This is a genomic window from Bacillus sp. NH11B (assembly GCF_001884205.1).
Lineage (GTDB): Bacteria > Bacillota > Bacilli > Bacillales > Bacillaceae_G > Bacillus_A > Bacillus_A proteolyticus.
Window position 1 is genome coordinate 24502 of the sequence record NZ_MAOG01000028.1, and the last position, 16927, is coordinate 41428.

Genomic DNA, 16927 nt, shown 5'->3' on the forward strand with positions numbered 1-16927 from the left:
GCATCCCCCACTGATTATCACCCCTCACCAATCGTACGTTTACTGTCCGCAAATAGCGGGATAAAATAAGAAGCTGCTTTTCCTTTAAAGAGGAAGAGCAGCTTCTTTATTTTGAAAAGGTTTAGACCCTTATATTACTTTTTTAAAACAGGTACCCATATTTCGCTTCTGAAATTCGGTGAGGACATCTCTTTACTTTCATTCCACAATATTTCCGGTCCTTCCGCTAGTTCATAGTTCGAAGAAGGAAACCATTCGGAATAAATACGTCCCCACACATTTTGTAATGCATCAGGAAATGGACCGACAGCTTCAAATATAGCCCACGTTGAAGCTGTGACTTCAAGTTGCGCGAATTGCTCTGGACAATCTTTCGTTGTGGCTACCCCAATATAATGATCGAGTGCGCCTTTTTCCTCCATTCTTCCTTCAGAAAAGTTAGTAGAAGCACTAATGATTCCATTTGGTTCCACATTTGAAAGCATCTTTAATGTTTGAATGGACTGTGGGTTTAAACTTTTCCACATAGAAGCAATTTCTTCATTTACACCATTGAAAACGATTGGTACTCGTTTTGTAATACCTATAATTCGAAATGAGTCTTTTTCTTCAATTCGATAGTTCATTTCATTTCCCCCTTGAATGGATAGTTGGAAGGTCATTGATGAATAAGCTTTCAAAGAATGACTACTATTTCGGGCCTCTGAAGGTGTTATGCCATGCAAATTTTGAAATGCACGTGTAAATGAATCTGGTGAATTGTAGCCATATTTTATAGCTACATCAATGATTTTTACATTGCTGTTTTTTAGTTCAAAGGCAGCGAGAGTAAGGCGTCTACAACGAATATAATCTGACAGCGATATGCCAGCTAGAAATGAAAACATCCTTTTAAAGTGATACTCGGAGCAGAGAGCTAGCCTTGCAACTTCTTTAAAATCAATTTCATCTGTCAGGTTGTCTTCAATATATTGCATTGCTGCATTCATATTTTTTAGTGAATCCATTAAATGACCTCCTTTGCAATTAGAATAGCAGGAAAGAAATAGCTTCATCCGACATTTCGTGCACAACTTTGTAGGTACATTTTTTACCTTACAAAATTGTAATGTTCCTGTAAGGAGAATGAATGGATGGTATGATATCCCAATGCTATAGTAACAAAGTACTTTCATTCATTAGGTTAAATTTTTATGTCTTTACTTATATGCCTTACATAACTGTCATGTTTGTGTAAGAAACATCGATAGTGGCAAGAGTAGAGAATGTATATAGTGAAAATAGAGGATAGAAGAAATGAGGGATGTCGGGATGAAAACAGTGTTAGAAGCAAAAAATATTAAAAAAGTATATGACACGGGTGGAAATAAATTTGAAGCGTTAAAAGGTATTAACTTACAAGTAAAAGAAGGCGAGTTCGTTGGAATTATGGGACCTTCTGGTTCTGGTAAGACGACACTATTAAATGTTCTTTCTACAATTGATAATGCGACGAACGGTGAGATTTTAATTGATGGAAAAGATATCGTGAAGATGAATGATGATAAGCTGGCGTTATTCCGCCGCGATCATTTAGGTTTCATTTTCCAAGATTATAACTTATTAGATACGTTAACAGTGAAAGAGAATATTGCGTTACCTCTTGCTTTATCGAAAGTAAAGGCAAATGAAATTGATCGACGTGTTCTTGAAATTGCGAAAAAGTTCGGTATCGATCATATTTTAAGTCAGTTCCCATATCAAGTATCTGGTGGACAGAAACAGCGTTGTGCGGCATCGCGTGCGATTGTTACAAATCCGAGTATGATTTTTGGGGACGAGCCAACTGGAGCACTCGATTCTAAATCAGCAACAGATTTATTAGAAAGTATGAAATCATTAAATGAATATGATAACTCAACAATTTTAATGGTAACGCACGATGCATTTGCGGCAAGTTACTGTAAACGAGTTATTTTCATTAAAGATGGTGAATTATATAAAGAATTACATCGCGGGGAATTAACGCGTAAACAATTCTTCCAACAAGTCGTGGATGTAATGTCTTCTATTTCTGGAGGTATGGCTGATGACCTTATCTAGCATTGCCCTCCGCAACATACAGCGGAACTTTAAAGACTACTTTGTATATTTTGCATCTATGATTTTTAGTATCGTCATTTACTTTACATTTAAAGCACTGCAATACAATTCACAAATGGAAAAAGCAGCAGAAGCTTCTAAAAAAATTAGTGGAGCGTTCCAAGTTTCCAGTGTGATGCTTATCATTTTCGTAGCAGTGTTCATTATATATTCGAACGGATTCTTTACACGTAAACGTAAAAAAGAAGTTGGATTATATTCTTTACTAGGTATTCGTAAAAGACAAATTGGTAAAATGCTCTTTTATGAAAATATGTTAATGGGATTAATGTCTTTAATTATCGGGATTGCAATCGGTAGCGTTCTTTCAAAATTATTCCTTGAGTTATTAGTAAGTATGATGGGACTAAACTTAAATGTTCATTTTGAAGTACCGATGGCTGCGATTATTGATACAGCAATTATTTTCTTTGTGATTATTTTATATACATCACTTCAAGGATATCGTTTAATTTATCGCTTTAAGTTAATTGAACTTTTCCGTGCAGAGCGCGAAGGAGAAGCAATGCCAAAAGGCTCAGTTATTATGGCATTAATTTCAGTGTTCTTAATCGGTTCAGGTTATTTCTTAGCATTAATGTACATGAAAGCAGTTATGTATGCAGACTTTATGGTCGTTGCATTATACATTTTATTAGCGACAGTAGCAGGGACTTATTTATTGTTCATGTTCTTCACAGTGTTTGTATTGAAACGTGCAAGAAATAATAAGTCAGCGTTTTATAACGGTATGAATATGGTAACGACATCGCAGTTACTATATCGTATTAAAGGAAATGCAAAGTCACTAGCGACAATTGCTATTTTAAGTGCAGTGACATTAACAGCGGTTGGTACGTCAGTTACGATGTATTACAATACATTCACGCAATCAAAAGTGGCTGCGCCGTATAGTTATTCTTATGAGAAAAAAGATGAAGCATTAGATAACAAAGTAAATGAAATACTTGCTGGAGAGAAGAATAATCATCCAGTGACATATGAATCAGAAATTGAAATGATTCCTGTGAAAGGAACATTTAAAGGTGAAAGAGCGGATCAAGTTCTGAACACACACTATAATATTACGAATCAGTACCAGCTTATTTCACAATCAAGCTTTAATACACTTGCGAAACACTTAGATGTAGAACCTGTAAATTTAAGTGCGAATGAAGCTTTTGTATATGATAGCCTATATGTTGAAAAGCTTGATTTTGGTCCTCTTTATACAGGAAATACAGCTGTATTTCCTGTTGGAAATGAATCGAAAGAGCTAACAATTAAAGGTGTAAATAATAGAAGTATTACAAACTTAAATGAACTGTTTGTAATCGTTCCGGATAAAACATATGAGCAAGTGAAACGATTAAACGAAACACGCACTGTAAAAAATATTGATGTAAAAGGTGAGCGAAATAGTAAAGAGTTAACAGCAAAATTAGCGAGTATTATGCCAGCTGGTGAATCAGAAGTTTTAAAACCATTTAACGATTTCTATACAGGATTCCAAATGGGACTTGAAACGACAGGGTTAATGATGTTCATCGGACTGTTTTTAGGATTAGTATTCCTATTAGCGACAGGCTCAATCATTTACTTCAAGCAACTTACAGAAGCAAGTGCTGACCGTGATCGTTACGTTGTCCTTCATAAAGTTGGTGTAACGAAGCAAGAGATGAAGAAAGCTATCGCAAAACAAGTGAGCTTTATCTTCGCTATTCCGTTAGTAATCGGTATTTTACACAGCTTATTTGCACTAAAAGGATTAGCAAATATATTACCATTTGAAATTATGATCCCGCTTCTAATTAGTATTGGAGTATACGGCGCTATTTATATTGGATATTACTTCTTAACAGTTCGTTCTTATTATAAGATTGTGAGTGCGAAATAATAGGGGAGTTGTTTAATCTTAGTAAAAAAGCATTCGACTAGTATGTTAGTCGAATGCTTTTTTTATCTATAGGTTAGCTTGATTTTCATTTGAATTATCAAACATGTCCATTGCTTTAAAGATACTTTCCAATAGCAATGTACATGCTATTGCGAAAACTAATACGGCATGAGGTGATAGTTCAACTGATGTGAAGTTAAGGTTTGCTAGCCAAAAGTAACCTACATAAAAAGTTAGAAATGTACTAACAGCCGAAAGTGTAAATCCTAAAAAACCTAATTCCTTTAATTTTTCCTCAGATAATTTACATAAACGCAAAACAAGAGAGAAGAGGATTCCAACTATAAAAAATCCAATGCATAATGTGAGCAATGATATTATGCTTGGATATTGAATTTCATCTGGCATCCATTTTTTCATTCCCACTATTACAAATGTAGGGAGAAGAATGGGTAATAAAAGTGGTAGCACTATTTGTATAACTGCAAACAATGCATTTGATTTGTTATCGTTTTGATTATTCATAAAGCCTCCAAAAATGATTTTGATACTAATTCCAAATATCTTAGAGGATTCTAACATAGAAATAATAGCTGTGCTATACAAAATCTGAGTAGGATCATTATTCTTTATGATAAATAAGTGAGATGTTTTATTCGCATATGTTTGAGTCATTTTTCATTAAAGTTTCCCTTTATCTTAATAAAATCTTAAGAAACTTCCTCAATTTTTGTTAAGAAACGATAGTTATACTTAGACACAAGTTAAAAACTATCGAACGAATGAGGAGAGATTTATATGCAACTCATAACATTCTTACATGAATTTATTAAACATCCGAAACATACTGGTGCAATTGCGCCAAGTTCAAAAATATTAGCAAAGAAAATGGTAGATGTAATTGATTTTAATAAAGCGAAATGTATTGTAGAGTTAGGGCCTGGTACAGGGGTTTTTACGAAAGAGATTATGAAGAGAAAAAAGAAGGAAACAATATTTCTTCTTATTGAAATTAATGAAGTGTTTTGCAAAGAGCTAAAGAGAAAATTTAAAGATGAGCAGAACGTCATTGTTGTACACGGTTCAGCTGAAAATATAAAGAAGTATATGGAAGAGCTCAATATAGAATGTATTGATTACATTTTATCAGGGTTGCCTTTCACTTCTTTACCAGAAGAAGTTTCAAAGCGCATTTTAAACAATGCGATGGAAGCGATACATGAGAATGGTGAATTTATTACATTTCAATATTCACTTGTGAAAAAAGGATTTATACAGCATTTCTTCCCCGAAATTACACTAGAAAAAGTATGGCTCAATTTTCCGCCAGCCTACGTCTTTAGCTGTAAAAAAGAACTAAGGAGAGCGTATGCATAATGGAATTACATGAATTATTATCCTATATTGAGCAGTACGGTTATTGGGCATTATTTTTCTGTTTATGGTTAGGTATTATCGGTATGCCAATTCCAGATGAAATGATTGTTATGAGTGGTGGTTTTGTCTCTTCACTAGGTATATTAAGTGTCATTCCAGCATTTTTATTAACATATTTAGGTGTCGTATCTGGGCTATCGTTAGGTTATATATTAGGGAAAATATTTGGTACGAAAGTACTTGATAAGCTAATGAAAAAGAAAAAGGCGAAATATCTTTTGAAATCTCAACAAATGGTAGAGAAGTATGGTCATTATGCGTTAGTCACAAGTTACTTCATACCAGTTGTAAGACATATTGTACCGTATTTAGTTGGAATGAATAACATGTCATTTAAGGTGTATGCTTTGTATTCCTATACGACAGGATTTGTTTGGACACTCGTTTATTTTGTGCTTGGTTCTTTATTTGGACAACACATTAACAGGATTGTAGCAATCGCAATAGAGTATGGCGTGTATTTTGGTGGAATTGTTTTTGTTGTTGCGAGTGGTGCTTATTTGTATAAGCAAAGAAGAAGTACGGTGATGAGTAAGTAAATAGAATGAAGGTTTACACTTATTGAGAGTAGTATAAAAGGGAGAGTTATTTTGTAGAATAACTCTCCCTTTTAATGTACTAGCTTCTTATCACTTACATTAGGATTTGTCTGAAATACAGTTATATAAATTGTTAATATGATTGTATTGATCAGATTAGCTAATATAGTCATAAAATCACTTGATGGAGTGATAAGAACAAAGATTGAAAGAGCGGCAGAAGCAAGTGGAATGAACTTTTGTAGCGTAGTTAACTTTCCATCTTTATGAAGCTTCGAAGATTGAAAGAAGCAAAGTAAGAAAATAAAGGATGTAAATAATAATCCTAAATATCCCCATCCCTCTTCAATATACCAAGGTAAAAAGCTCATTCTCGATGTGAAAATAAATAAATTTAATACTAAGGTGCTAATGATTAACGTATTTAAAATAGTGATATTTATCTGTTTCTTCATTTGAATTACACTCCGGAATTTATTTTATCCCGCATTAACGGACAGTGGACAGTAAAATCCCCACTGATTAAAGTTTCACTTTATTGAGATGTTTTTGCCATTTCCATAAATCGCTTTTCAATTTCATCCAATTCGAATGAATGGCATATTCTGCGATCTTCTTTATCTAAAATTCGATAATGTTGAGATAATATATTTTGCTGTATTTGATAACCATTTAACTCTTTTATTTGTCGCCACCATACTTTTCCTCCTAAAGTCTTCGGGAAGTTCGTATTGTAATGTGCAAAAGCGATTGTTTTTATAATTTCATTCACATCATCCCCGAATGTCATCTGGACTGTATTGCTCTGTTCAAAGAGTGTTACGACACAAACTGCGCCTGCCCATGTTAGAGTGCGTCTTCCTTTTTCAATTTCCACTAATGTTTTCTTCGATAAACCAATAATTTCTGACATTTTATCTTGTGATAAATCATTTTCAACACGGATGAGTTTTAATTTTGAATTGACTAGTTCAATAAATTCTTGTTTATTCATCATACAGCTCCTTTTTTATTATAGTGTAAAATTACACTATAAGTGTAATTTTGTCAAAACGATAGGGATGATAAGGAAAAAGAAGCAACTATTAATGAAGTAGGTAAATTACTAAAAGGTTCCTACTAGCATATGTTTACAAAGGGAAAGTTTTTACATGATAAAATGCAAGTAATGATAGATATGACTCCTGACGGACGAAGGCAAAGTTAGGATTGTAAGTATGAATTCGATTCTTAATGAGAGAATTGAATTTGTTATTTTATGGTAAAATATAGAGAGAGGGGGCGGAAGTTATGCTACTCATTGTTAGCCTTATTTTAATTGGAATCATGTGTAGTATGAGAATAGTATCTTTACATATGATAGAGCGAGAAAAGATAGAAGAACGATATGTATATTGTCCAAAGTGTGATAAGAAAATTAGAAGAAGGAATGCAGCTCCTTTTTGTTCGAAATGTAATTTAATATTTTAGTTCAAGTAAGCTCCGAACCACTTTGTATGGTGCTGGATTTTTCTTTTGAAGAAACCGTTGGAAAATCTTAGTACTATTTCAAATAATGAGGAGTATGCTAAGAGGTTAATAAAAAAGAGCTTGAAACAATTCAAGCTCTTTTTTATTACTATTTATGTTCTAAAATATGCTCAATCTCATACACACTTAATTTACTTGCCTTAGCAATCGTTTCAAGTGGTATACCAAGATCATACATGCTTTTAATCATTTGAATTTTTCCTTGTTGAACCCCTTTTTTTATCCCTTGTTCAATCCCTTGTTCAATTCCTTGTTCCATTCCTCTTTTTATTCCTTCTGTCTCTGCGTGGGCGAATTTTGCGGCTTCATCCATTAAAACTTTCTCCCTTGCGTCATAGGCTTGTCGGAAAGAAGAATCTTGACTCATACGTTCCCATTTATTTATCGCCTTTTGTAAAATAGGATCTTGGTTCATAGCAATATCCTCCAATAGTTTAGTTAAGTGCTCATCCTCATTTGCTGAAAGCAATAAAAGCCAACGAACAAATGGATCTTTCCACGGATTTACTTTTTCTTCATGCCATTGTTCAGTTAACTTTGGAATTTCTATAATGTGGATTTCTATGTCGTCACTCAGGAGTTTTTGTTGTTGTGTATTCCATAATATGCTCGTTGTATGGAAGGCTGGGTGTTCCGAAAACATTACGAAGTTTAGTAAGTTTATGGTGATGGTTTTGTGAAGTGCACTGTAGGGCATCCCTTTTTGTAGTTGAGATGTGTATAGTCTTCCCCAATAATATAAACTGCGTTTAACCATATCGTGATTATTATTGAGTTGTATTTCTACATTGACTTTTGTTCCTGTGTTTAATGTCGCTGAAATGTCTAAAATAGATAACTTATCCTCTTCATATTCCCTGTGTAAATGTGGATCTTCTAGTTGTAGAGAAGCAATGGGCGACTCTAAAGACTCTTGTAACATAGCGTTTAAAAATGCAATTAGAATATCTTCACTACCATTCGTACCAAACAATTGTTTAAATGCAAAATCAATGCGTAAATTAACTAACTGTTGGTTGAACACAGTTTTTTCTCTCCCTTGTATCAGGTTGCTTCTTTCCTTCATTGTATCTAAAAAGAACTGGGGCATGCAAACAGACCCTTCTGCTATTTTATTAGTAGTATTATTAGAAAATGAAAGGCAATTATGTCTATGTTATACTCTAGTGAAATTGAAAAATTTATATAGAGGTGAAGATGATATATATGCAAAAAGATATTTTAAAGCTATTAGATAAAAAGCAAAGTAAGTATGAATTTCCTGCCTTTGATAATGAATATATGGATATTTCACAAGTGAAATTCTCTCTTCTCTTTAAAGATGATAAGGATTGGTTAATGGTGTTTCAAGTTGTCGGTGTAGGTTCATTAGGTGTATTTAATGATATCCAAGTATATGGTGATAGAATGAATCATTCAATTGGTGATGACGGTATTTTGCAAGTAAAAGATGGAGATTATGAATTATTTGATGATGAAGGTGAATTTATACCGGATATTCATAACGGTAGTTTAAAAATTCGCGATCATCATTTTGAATATCAATTTACAGAAGAAGATTATGCGAATAATGGAATAGAAGTGAAAACGAAAGAGTCTTATCCAACATATTTCATGCGTATGCTTGCTACTAATGACGAAGCTAGAAAGTTATTATGGTGGGATAAAGAAGAAATTTTAGAAGAGTTCGGTTTAAAAGGTGATTGGGAAGTAGCTTATGAAACGGAAGAGTGGCAACATGTTGAAGAAGAGAAAGTAAGTGAAAATGAATTCTTCCAATCAGTAGCCGCTGCAATAGAGAAGAAAGATCCAAGTGTTATTGTGAAGAAGGATTCTAATACGCATTGGAGAAATTGGGTAGAGTTTGATTGTGACTGAAAAGGATAGGAGAAAGAATAATAAATGAAAAGAAGAAGAAAATCCGGAGAAAAAGTACAAATGAATCGTTTTGCACTACCTCTATGCTACGGAAGTGAAGCACCATATTATTATTACGAGGTAGCGCCCCATGAAAGAGAGGAACGCTTCCATTTAACATCAGAACTTTGCGTAATGGACGATGAACATTACTTTATTAGAGGTTGTTTAGAGATTCCTATCATTGATTACCACGAAAATTTCATATGGACTGTGTGGGTATCACTTAGTAAAGAAAGTTATGATGAAGTATTAGAAAAGTGGGATGAGAGAGCCCGAGAAAATAGTGATCCTTATTTTGGTTGGTTATCTGTAGAAATACCAGTTTATCCAGAAACATTAAATTTAAAAACAAATGTACATATAAGAGAAGTTGGAATGGCACCGTATGTTGAATTAGAGCCAACCGAGCATCCTTTAGCGATCGAACAAAGAAATGGAATTACTTTAGAGAGAGTTAAAGAAATACAAGAAATGATCCAATGACATAACTAGATTAGAAGAGAAAAACGAGTGCTAGCACTCGTTTTTTATTACACAACCGCAGGATTATAAATCATTGTAAAGTGCCCTTGTAACAATTCAATATGACACGGTGTATGAAGCGAGCTTTCTCCATCTGTATCTACTTCTTTTTCTTCTTTCGTTTCGATATGAATGGATTTCGCTTTTACGTGGAAAATGTCATTTTCATTTGAGTCTTCAAATAGTTTCTTTCCGATATAATCTTTAAAGGCTTGAATGCCTGTTGATTTGACTACGAAAATATCAAGTGTTCCGTCGTCACATTTTACGTTCGGAATAAAGGAAGGAATACCGCCAAGATATTCACCGTTTCCAACCATAACAAGAACAGCCTCGTCTTCATATACTTGTCCGTCGTAAGTAATTTTGATCGGGAATGTTTCAGCATTTTTTACAGTTCGAATTGTACTTAAGTAATAGCCGATTTTTCCAAGCTTTGCTTTTTCTTCTGCATCAATATTGTTTGATACTTCAGATACGAGCCCAATGCCCCAGAAGTTCAAGAAATGTTGTCCGTTTGCTTTTGCGACATCAACTGGTTTTACGTGTTCCTTTGTGATAAGTCTTGCTGCTTCTGCAATGTTTTGTGGAACGCCTAGCGTACGAGAGAAGTCGTTGCAAGTTCCGCCTGGAATAATTGCAAGTGTAGGTCTAGTTTCAAGAGGAGCTAAGCCATTTGTGCATTCAAATACTGTTCCGTCACCACCAAAGACGATAATTAAATCTACTTTACTAGCAAACTCTTGGCAATATTTTGTTGCATCACCTTGCTTTTTCGTATGGAGGATATGTAAGTCAGGAAAAGTTGCCGCAAGAGGTGGTACGATTTTCGCCAAATTTGTATGTAAGTCGCCTTGTCCAGCTTTTGGATTTACGATGAGGAGTACTTTTTCAAATTTTGTCTTTGTCATTTTTATTCTCTCCCTTTGTCTTTTACGAATCGTGATAGAAAATAAACTTCCATCAGTAATTGATGGAAGTTTACCCCGCTTAACGGGCAGTAAGACTCCCACCTCAAATTTCGCCGAATACGAAGAAGTCAGGTGGGAGATTAACTGCCCGTAAAAGCCCGATTGGTGAAGGCTAATAATCAGTGGGAGAAAAAAACCACTGATTAAAGTTTCACTTTATTTTATTATATTATTCCGTTACAACTGAAGCGATAAATGGTAAGTTACGATATTTTTCTGCACAGTCGATACCGTAGCCAACGATAAATTCGTCTGGAATTTGGAAGCCAACATATTCAGCTTTTAAGTCCACTTTACGGCGCTCTGGTTTATCAAGTAACGTACAGAATTTCAATGCTTTTGGTTTATGCATAAAGAAGTGATCTTTTAAGAAGTGAAGTGTTAAACCAGAATCGATAATGTCTTCTACGACAATTACGTTTTTTCCAGTAATGTTTACATCGATATCTTTTAATAGTTTTACTTTTCCAGTTGTTTCTGTTTGATTTCCGTAGCTAGATGCAGAGATAAAGTCGATAGTTACTTCGTTTTTAATATGACGAATTAAATCAGCAGCGAATACGAAAGATCCTTTTAATACAGCGATTACAACGATTTCTTCTCCTTCAAAATCACGTTCGATTTGAAGCGCTAGTTCTTTTACTTTTTCTTGTAATTGTTCTTCAGAAATTAAAGTGTCTTTTATTTCAATTTTCATTTGAATCCTCCTACAGTGTAAAACTTGTGAACATTTCGACTGTAAAGGATAGAAAGAAAAAAGTCAAAGAAGATATAAGGTTTTTACAGAAATCCCCACAAAATAGTCAGATGATATGATATACTGATCACATTAAGAAAACGCTTCCATAAAGGGTGATTATGATGAAAAAGAAAGAATATACAAGTGCAACATTTATAAAAGCATTACTTTTAACAATTGTTCTTGGCATGTTGGCTTACATAATTGATGTACCTGCAATTCGGATTTCACTAATTGGAATGACTTTAGTATTAGGCGCAATTTCTCACGGTATGATGTCACAGCTACAAGAAGCTGGAGTCGATCATATGAAAGATCATATAGATGAGAAATGAGAAACCTTCACGTATAGAGAGTGAAGGTTTTTTGTTTCTTACAAAAATGTAAGGTAGTTGTAAGGCAAATCGATAGTTGCATAGTAGTGTTTTGGATAAACTATAAGTGTAAGGTAAAAGGCAAGCATATTTTAGGTAAATTAAGTTTTAGGCACTCTATATGTGAAAAAGGAGTAGGAGGGCATGGAGAAACGTTGGACGACCTTTTCTTTTTTAGCAACTAGCAACACCGTAATGCTAGCTGGCGAAATGGATTTTTTGCACTTGTTTGATCGAGAAGACGATCATTCTTCTTCTAAACTTACAATTAAATGGAATAAATGGAGCGAAAGTTGTAGGTTGGAAGAAGAGGCCCCTAACGAAGAGCAAAAGATTATTTTGACAAATCCTATTAAAGCGTGGGTTGTTCAACGTCGTAAGTGTAACGTCAAAAATCACTTAAAGAAAACTGAGCCGAGACAATTAGTTATCACTCCGGCCCTTTCTACTTCTCAATCACGCGAAAGTAACAAATAAATATCGAGACACATCAAAAAAAGCATTGTATTATACGATGCTTTTTTTATTTTTACGAAAAGTCCCTTAGCGTAGAAAAGATTTGCTATGATTATGGAGGAATCTTACATTTATATATGGTAGGAAATAGAATTGAAGTAAAATTAGAAAAGGTGTGTATGATGAAAAAATATAGTGTAATTGCAGTAGCCAGTTTATTGACAACAAATCTATTAGCGTTTCCTTCTAGTTCACTAGCGGAAATTGAAAATAATACAAGAAATAATATAGAAGCTTTACAGAGTATACATAGTAATAGACAGAGTGAATTGCAAAAACAATTTAATGCTATAAAAGAGAAACAAATGGAATTAGAAAAAAGAAAAGATATTTTGAAACAGCAGGAAGAGTTATTTGATAAAGTTGACGAATTAAAACAGAAAAAAGAAGAATTACTAAAACAAGATAGTGAAGATAAAGAAAAATTAGAAGAAGTTCAGCAAAAATTAGATAAATTAAAGAAACAACAAGAAGAACTTGAAAAGAAGAATCCGTTAGAAGTACAAGAAAAGAATAACCAAGAAGAGACAAACTTGAATGAATTAGAGGAACAAAAAAGGAAGAAAGAGCTTGAAGAGAAGAGTCGATTAGAAGAAAACGAAAAGAATAATCAAGAAGAAACAAATCCTGAATTAAAAGAGAAACAAAAGAGAGAGGAATTAAAGAAACAGCAAGAAGAATTAAGAATAACGCAGCAAAAATTGGAGCAGCAACAAATAGAGTTAAAGCAGAAAGAAGAGCGAGAAAAACAAGAACTTGAATTAAAGCAAAAAGAAGAACAAGAAAAACAAGAGCTTGAATTAAAGCAAAAAGAAGAACAAGAAAAACAAGAGCTTGAGTTAAAGCAAAAAGAAGAGCAAGAAAAACAAGAACTTGAATTAAAACAAAAAGAAGAACAAGAAAAACAAGAGCTTGAGTTAAAGCAGAAAGAAGAGCAAGAAAAACAAGAACTTGTATTAAAGAAAAAGGAAGAACAGGAAAAAAGAGAAGTAGAATTAGAAAGGGCAGTGAATAATTTACAAGTAGCACCACAATCATTCCCTGATGTTCCAGGGTGGGCGGAAGAGTCTGTTAATTATTTAGTAAATAAAAAAGTAATTACAGGAATGCCGGATGGAACATTTTCACCGCATAGCGTATTAAGTAGGGCTGAAGCGGCTACAATTATGGCTAAAGTTTTAGGTTTAGAAGTTAAAGAAGGGGACAAGCCGACCTTTATAGATTCGAAAGATAATTGGGCATCTTCCTACATTGCAGCGGTGGAAAAAGCAGGCGTTATTAAAGGTGAAGGAAACGGGAAATTTAATCCGTACGGTCAAATGACAAGAGCGGCAATGGCAACAATGCTTGTACAAGCATATCAATTAGATTCGAAAGTTAATGGAGAATTACCGACATTATTTAATGATGTGAAAGATCATTGGGGTGAGAAATTCATTAATATTTTAGTAGAATTAGGTATATCAAGTGGTATCGATGGAAAACAGTGGCAACCTGACAAATCGATAACACGTGCTGAGGCAGCGCGACTTGTTGCGGTAACGGATCAATCTAAAGATAGTGAAGTAAAAGTGAAAAAGGTAAATATAACGAAAAGTTTCTTTACGTATAATGGGCCATCATTATCATCAGGTATTTCAAATGAGTATGCATCACAAGAAGTAAAGGTGTATGAAGAAAGAGACGGTGGATGGATAAAAATTCATACGGATCTGGGTTTTAAGTGGGTGTGCTTAACTGAGAAGAAAGTAAATATAACGAAAAGTTTCTTTACGTATAACGAGCCATCATTATCATCAGGTATTTCAAATGAGTATGCATCACAAGAAGTAAAGGTGTATGAAGAAAGAGACGGTGGATGGATAAAAATTCATACGGATCTGGGTTTTAAGTGGGTGTGCTTAGCTGAGAAGAAAGTAAATATAACGAAAAACTTCGTTACATATAATGAATCGTCATTATCGTCGGGTATTTCAGGCGAGTATACTCCGCAAGAAGTGACGGTTGTTGAAGAAAGAGAAGGCGATTGGATTAAAATTCATACTAGTTTAGGCTATAAATGGGTATGTCTAACTGAAAAAAAAGTACAGATTGATAGAGACTTTACTACTTATGATGCTCCGTCACGCTCTGCGAAAATTTTATCGTATTATGGACCACAAACAGTAACTGTTGTAGAAGAAAGAGGAACGTGGCTTCGAATAAGTACATATGCAGGATACCAATGGTTGGACACGAAAAAGGAGACAAAGTATTTATCTAAAGTATTTTTTGCATATGACAGCCCTAGTTTTGTATCACGTGTATCAGGGAAATATTCTCCCCAAACAGTAGAAGTTTATGGCGAAGGAGAAGGCGGTTGGATTCAGATACAAACTAATAATGGTTTGAAATGGGTTAATGAAGGCAATGTTAATCGTAGTCAAGTGATATTGAACGTACCATCAATTTATCAATTCCCAGAATTACACAATGGCTGTGAAGTAGTCTCTTTACAAATGCTTGTGGAACATCAAATTGGTCGTTCATTAAATAAAGTAGCATTTGCTTTTGAAATGCCTTTTGATCAAACGAAATTAAAGAACTATAAAACATCATCACAAATTTGGGGAGATCCAGATGTAGGATTTGTAGGTGATGTGACAGGAAATACGCCAGGATATTCTATTAATCCAGAACCATTAAAAAGATTGTTAGATAAATATGCAAGAGGAACGAACTTAACAGGAAATGATTTTTCAGTACTGGAAAATTATGCGCGAAATGGGAAACCAGTTGTTACTTGGGTAACTGTAGCACTAAATAATCCAAGACCAATTACAACATGGAAAACACCAGGCGGAAAAACAATTTATGGGCGAATGAATACTCATGCGGTCGTTTTAACAGGTGTCGATGATAATTATGTGTATTATAATGACCCATTTTATGGAACGAAAAATGTTAAAGTGAGTAAGAGCCACTTTGCAAGTATTTATAATCAAATGGGCAAGAAGGCTTTAAGTGTAGATTAAATAAAAAAGGTTATCCGAAGATTATTTCGGATAACCTTTTTTTCTACAATGAAATCTTTAAATGAAATATATTTCATCTGCATCTTATATTTATATCTGTTGTTTATTCTAGTGATACATCCGATGCGAAGTGATGTAAAACGTATAAAAGGAGAGAAATAAAATGAAAAAGAAACTATTACCAATCTGTGCAATGGCACTGTTAACAGTAGGATATTCTTCAGTAGCAAGTGCGGATACTGGAACAGTAACAAAGGAAGAATCAGCGCAACTGCAACAAGATAAAGCGAAAAAAGAAGCAGCGATTAAGGAACAGCAAAAAAGTCAAGAAGAGAAAAAGCAAGCGGCACAAGTACAAGAAAAAAGTGATATGGCTAAAAAAGAAGAAGCGATAAAAGAGCAACAAAAGAATGAAGTAAGGAAAAAAGAAGAAGCACAAGTACAACCAAAAAATGATGCGGCAAAAAAAGAAGTAGCGAAGCCAGTTGTACAAGGTGAAAAATTACCAAATACAGCATCAAATAATGTAGCAATGATGGGATTAAGCGCATGTCTTGTAGCAATAGGTACATTATTTGGTTTGAATCGTCGTAACAAAAGTAAGGCGTAAATAAAATATTGTCCTATAAAGAGTGGGATAATTTCACATATTAAAAATGGTAGGTTATCCCTACCATTTTTTGCATGGAGGGATGAAGCATGAAGTTACTCAATTATATTGGTATCATATTGATGGCCATAGGGCTATTCATGGGATCGTATTACGCTGTGGAATGGTATAAAGGAAAAAGCGCTGCGCAAGAATTAACGAATGAGGAAATAAAGAGCCTTAAAAATATACAAGATACTCACCTTTCTCATGAAATGCCTGTAACTTCCAAAGTACCTTCTTCTCAAACAGAGCATAAAGAAGGAGAAAAGGTAGCGGTGTTAAATATACCGAAAATAAAGAAGAAGTTTTCTGTATATTGGGAGGCGAATGATACAACTTTGAAAAAAGGAGTTGGTATGTTCGTTAGTGATGTAACGACAACACCATCTGGAGGGGGGCATACTGTACTGAGTGGGCACCGAGATACTGTTTTTACCGATGTAGGAGAGTTAAAAGAAAAGGATACCCTTATTGTAGAGTATGATAATAAAACTTACACATATGAAATTCAAAAGACATGGATCACCCATGCGGATGATCGTACTGTTATTATAAAAAAAGGAGAACCAATATTAACACTGACGACTTGCTATCCATTTGATTATATAGGGGATGCACCAGATAGATATATTATCGAGGCGAAGTTAACTGCTAGCTATTCAAAATAAAATTATAGTTTCTGAAGGCGAGAGGGG

The 16927-nt window shown here is 34.2% G+C and carries 19 protein-coding genes; 12 read left to right on the forward strand and 7 right to left on the reverse strand.

Going from position 1 to position 16927, the window contains the following annotated elements; translation table 11 throughout:
- Positions 1 to 134 precede the first annotated feature (134 nt).
- Positions 135 to 1007 carry an AraC family transcriptional regulator gene (locus BAU27_RS06640; protein ID WP_071770435.1) on the reverse strand — a complete coding sequence of 291 codons (873 nt, stop codon included), beginning with the start codon at positions 1005 to 1007 and terminating at the stop codon, positions 135 to 137.
- Positions 1008 to 1311: 304 nt separating this feature from the next.
- Between BAU27_RS06640 and BAU27_RS06645 the strand changes: the two genes are divergently transcribed.
- On the forward strand, positions 1312 to 2082 hold the full coding sequence (locus BAU27_RS06645) for an ABC transporter ATP-binding protein (RefSeq protein WP_071744372.1): 771 nt from the start codon (positions 1312 to 1314) through the stop codon (positions 2080 to 2082).
- Positions 2069 to 4018 (forward strand): ABC transporter permease, encoded by a 1950-nt coding sequence (locus BAU27_RS06650; RefSeq protein ID WP_071770436.1) that lies wholly within the window; start codon positions 2069 to 2071, stop codon positions 4016 to 4018. Before BAU27_RS06645 ends, BAU27_RS06650 begins: the two co-directional genes overlap by 14 nt.
- A 66-nt stretch (positions 4019 to 4084) precedes the next feature.
- On the opposite strand, the gene BAU27_RS06655 is transcribed toward BAU27_RS06650, so the two are convergent.
- Positions 4085 to 4543, reverse strand: coding sequence for an epimerase (locus tag BAU27_RS06655; RefSeq protein ID WP_071770463.1), 459 nt, complete (start codon positions 4541 to 4543; stop codon positions 4085 to 4087).
- 273 nt (positions 4544 to 4816) lie between these two features.
- Here BAU27_RS06655 and BAU27_RS06660 point away from each other — a divergent pair, with 273 nt between their 5' ends.
- Positions 4817 to 5395, forward strand: coding sequence for a class I SAM-dependent methyltransferase (locus BAU27_RS06660; RefSeq protein WP_071770437.1), 579 nt, complete (start codon positions 4817 to 4819; stop codon positions 5393 to 5395).
- Positions 5395 to 5994, forward strand: coding sequence for a DedA family protein (locus BAU27_RS06665; RefSeq protein ID WP_071770438.1), 600 nt, complete (start codon positions 5395 to 5397; stop codon positions 5992 to 5994). Before BAU27_RS06660 ends, BAU27_RS06665 begins: the two co-directional genes overlap by 1 nt.
- A 71-nt stretch (positions 5995 to 6065) precedes the next feature.
- On the opposite strand, the gene BAU27_RS06670 is transcribed toward BAU27_RS06665, so the two are convergent.
- Together BAU27_RS06670 and BAU27_RS06675 are read right to left on the reverse strand one after the other, a co-directional pair.
- Complete coding sequence (locus BAU27_RS06670) at positions 6066 to 6449, reverse strand: hypothetical protein (protein WP_071770439.1); 384 nt, start codon at positions 6447 to 6449, stop codon at positions 6066 to 6068.
- An 80-nt stretch (positions 6450 to 6529) separates the two neighbouring features.
- Complete coding sequence (locus BAU27_RS06675) at positions 6530 to 6988, reverse strand: helix-turn-helix transcriptional regulator (protein ID WP_071744377.1); 459 nt, start codon at positions 6986 to 6988, stop codon at positions 6530 to 6532.
- A gap of 296 nt (positions 6989 to 7284) precedes the next feature.
- Here BAU27_RS06675 and BAU27_RS06680 point away from each other — a divergent pair, with 296 nt between their 5' ends.
- Positions 7285 to 7464, forward strand: a complete 180-nt coding sequence (locus BAU27_RS06680) for a hypothetical protein (protein ID WP_071744378.1) — start codon at positions 7285 to 7287, stop codon at positions 7462 to 7464.
- Positions 7465 to 7612: 148 nt separating this feature from the next.
- Here BAU27_RS06680 and BAU27_RS06685 read toward each other — a convergent pair whose 3' ends face one another.
- Positions 7613 to 8548 carry an Rpn family recombination-promoting nuclease/putative transposase gene (locus BAU27_RS06685; protein WP_071770440.1) on the reverse strand — a complete coding sequence of 312 codons (936 nt, stop codon included), beginning with the start codon at positions 8546 to 8548 and terminating at the stop codon, positions 7613 to 7615.
- Between the two features lie 173 nt (positions 8549 to 8721).
- Here BAU27_RS06685 and BAU27_RS06690 point away from each other — a divergent pair, with 173 nt between their 5' ends.
- Together BAU27_RS06690 and BAU27_RS06695 are read left to right on the forward strand one after the other, a co-directional pair.
- Positions 8722 to 9402 carry a DUF7003 family protein gene (locus tag BAU27_RS06690; protein ID WP_071770441.1) on the forward strand — a complete coding sequence of 227 codons (681 nt, stop codon included), beginning with the start codon at positions 8722 to 8724 and terminating at the stop codon, positions 9400 to 9402.
- A 24-nt stretch (positions 9403 to 9426) separates the two neighbouring features.
- Complete coding sequence (locus BAU27_RS06695; protein WP_071770442.1) at positions 9427 to 9927, forward strand: DUF2199 domain-containing protein; 501 nt, start codon at positions 9427 to 9429, stop codon at positions 9925 to 9927.
- Between the two features lie 47 nt (positions 9928 to 9974).
- On the opposite strand, the gene BAU27_RS06700 is transcribed toward BAU27_RS06695, so the two are convergent.
- Both BAU27_RS06700 and hpt read right to left on the reverse strand, forming a co-directional pair.
- Positions 9975 to 10877, reverse strand: coding sequence for a diacylglycerol/lipid kinase family protein (locus tag BAU27_RS06700; protein ID WP_071770443.1), 903 nt, complete (start codon positions 10875 to 10877; stop codon positions 9975 to 9977).
- Positions 10878 to 11106: 229 nt separating this feature from the next.
- Positions 11107 to 11634 (reverse strand): hypoxanthine phosphoribosyltransferase, encoded by a 528-nt coding sequence (gene hpt / locus BAU27_RS06705; RefSeq protein ID WP_000687586.1) that lies wholly within the window; start codon positions 11632 to 11634, stop codon positions 11107 to 11109.
- A 161-nt stretch (positions 11635 to 11795) separates the two neighbouring features.
- Here hpt and BAU27_RS06710 point away from each other — a divergent pair, with 161 nt between their 5' ends.
- The 5 genes from BAU27_RS06710 to BAU27_RS06730 all read left to right on the forward strand — a co-directional run bounded on the left by BAU27_RS06710 (position 11796) and on the right by BAU27_RS06730 (position 16900).
- Complete coding sequence (locus tag BAU27_RS06710) at positions 11796 to 12011, forward strand: hypothetical protein (protein WP_071770444.1); 216 nt, start codon at positions 11796 to 11798, stop codon at positions 12009 to 12011.
- 183 nt (positions 12012 to 12194) lie between these two features.
- Entirely contained in the window at positions 12195 to 12527 is a 333-nt protein-coding gene (locus tag BAU27_RS06715; RefSeq protein WP_071770445.1) for a hypothetical protein, read from the forward strand.
- A 158-nt stretch (positions 12528 to 12685) separates the two neighbouring features.
- The gene (locus BAU27_RS06720; RefSeq protein ID WP_483295353.1) at positions 12686 to 15580 is read left to right on the forward strand and encodes an S-layer homology domain-containing protein; all 2895 of its coding nucleotides are present in this window, start codon (positions 12686 to 12688) and stop codon (positions 15578 to 15580) included.
- Positions 15581 to 15743: 163 nt separating this feature from the next.
- A complete protein-coding gene (locus BAU27_RS06725; protein WP_071770446.1) occupies positions 15744 to 16190 on the forward strand; it encodes an LPXTG cell wall anchor domain-containing protein in 447 nt (148 codons plus the stop codon).
- A gap of 89 nt (positions 16191 to 16279) precedes the next feature.
- Complete coding sequence (locus BAU27_RS06730) at positions 16280 to 16900, forward strand: class D sortase (protein WP_071770447.1); 621 nt, start codon at positions 16280 to 16282, stop codon at positions 16898 to 16900.
- The last annotated feature ends 27 nt before the right edge of the window (positions 16901 to 16927 follow it).

Excerpts from the sequence above, each read along its gene's own strand:
- BAU27_RS06725 (WP_071770446.1), top strand. The coding sequence starts at position 15,744 with ATGAAAAAGAAACTATTACCAATCTGTGCAATGGCACTGTTAACAGTA.
- BAU27_RS06650 (WP_071770436.1), top strand. The coding sequence starts at position 2,069 with ATGACCTTATCTAGCATTGCCCTCCGCAACATACAGCGGAACTTTAAA.
- BAU27_RS06665 (WP_071770438.1), top strand. The coding sequence starts at position 5,395 with ATGGAATTACATGAATTATTATCCTATATTGAGCAGTACGGTTATTGG.
- BAU27_RS06715 (WP_071770445.1), top strand. The coding sequence starts at position 12,195 with ATGGAGAAACGTTGGACGACCTTTTCTTTTTTAGCAACTAGCAACACC.
- BAU27_RS06655 (WP_071770463.1), bottom strand. The coding sequence starts at position 4,543 with ATGAATAATCAAAACGATAACAAATCAAATGCATTGTTTGCAGTTATA.
- BAU27_RS06640 (WP_071770435.1), bottom strand. The coding sequence starts at position 1,007 with ATGGATTCACTAAAAAATATGAATGCAGCAATGCAATATATTGAAGAC.
- BAU27_RS06690 (WP_071770441.1), top strand. The coding sequence starts at position 8,722 with ATGATATATATGCAAAAAGATATTTTAAAGCTATTAGATAAAAAGCAA.
- BAU27_RS06710 (WP_071770444.1), top strand. The coding sequence starts at position 11,796 with ATGATGAAAAAGAAAGAATATACAAGTGCAACATTTATAAAAGCATTA.
- BAU27_RS06660 (WP_071770437.1), top strand. The coding sequence starts at position 4,817 with ATGCAACTCATAACATTCTTACATGAATTTATTAAACATCCGAAACAT.
- BAU27_RS06700 (WP_071770443.1), bottom strand. The coding sequence starts at position 10,877 with ATGACAAAGACAAAATTTGAAAAAGTACTCCTCATCGTAAATCCAAAA.
- BAU27_RS06645 (WP_071744372.1), top strand. The coding sequence starts at position 1,312 with ATGAAAACAGTGTTAGAAGCAAAAAATATTAAAAAAGTATATGACACG.
- BAU27_RS06695 (WP_071770442.1), top strand. The coding sequence starts at position 9,427 with ATGAAAAGAAGAAGAAAATCCGGAGAAAAAGTACAAATGAATCGTTTT.
- BAU27_RS06670 (WP_071770439.1), bottom strand. The coding sequence starts at position 6,449 with ATGAAGAAACAGATAAATATCACTATTTTAAATACGTTAATCATTAGC.
- BAU27_RS06730 (WP_071770447.1), top strand. The coding sequence starts at position 16,280 with ATGAAGTTACTCAATTATATTGGTATCATATTGATGGCCATAGGGCTA.
- BAU27_RS06680 (WP_071744378.1), top strand. The coding sequence starts at position 7,285 with ATGCTACTCATTGTTAGCCTTATTTTAATTGGAATCATGTGTAGTATG.
- BAU27_RS06675 (WP_071744377.1), bottom strand. The coding sequence starts at position 6,988 with ATGAATAAACAAGAATTTATTGAACTAGTCAATTCAAAATTAAAACTC.
- hpt (WP_000687586.1), bottom strand. The coding sequence starts at position 11,634 with ATGAAAATTGAAATAAAAGACACTTTAATTTCTGAAGAACAATTACAA.
- BAU27_RS06720 (WP_483295353.1), top strand. The coding sequence starts at position 12,686 with ATGATGAAAAAATATAGTGTAATTGCAGTAGCCAGTTTATTGACAACA.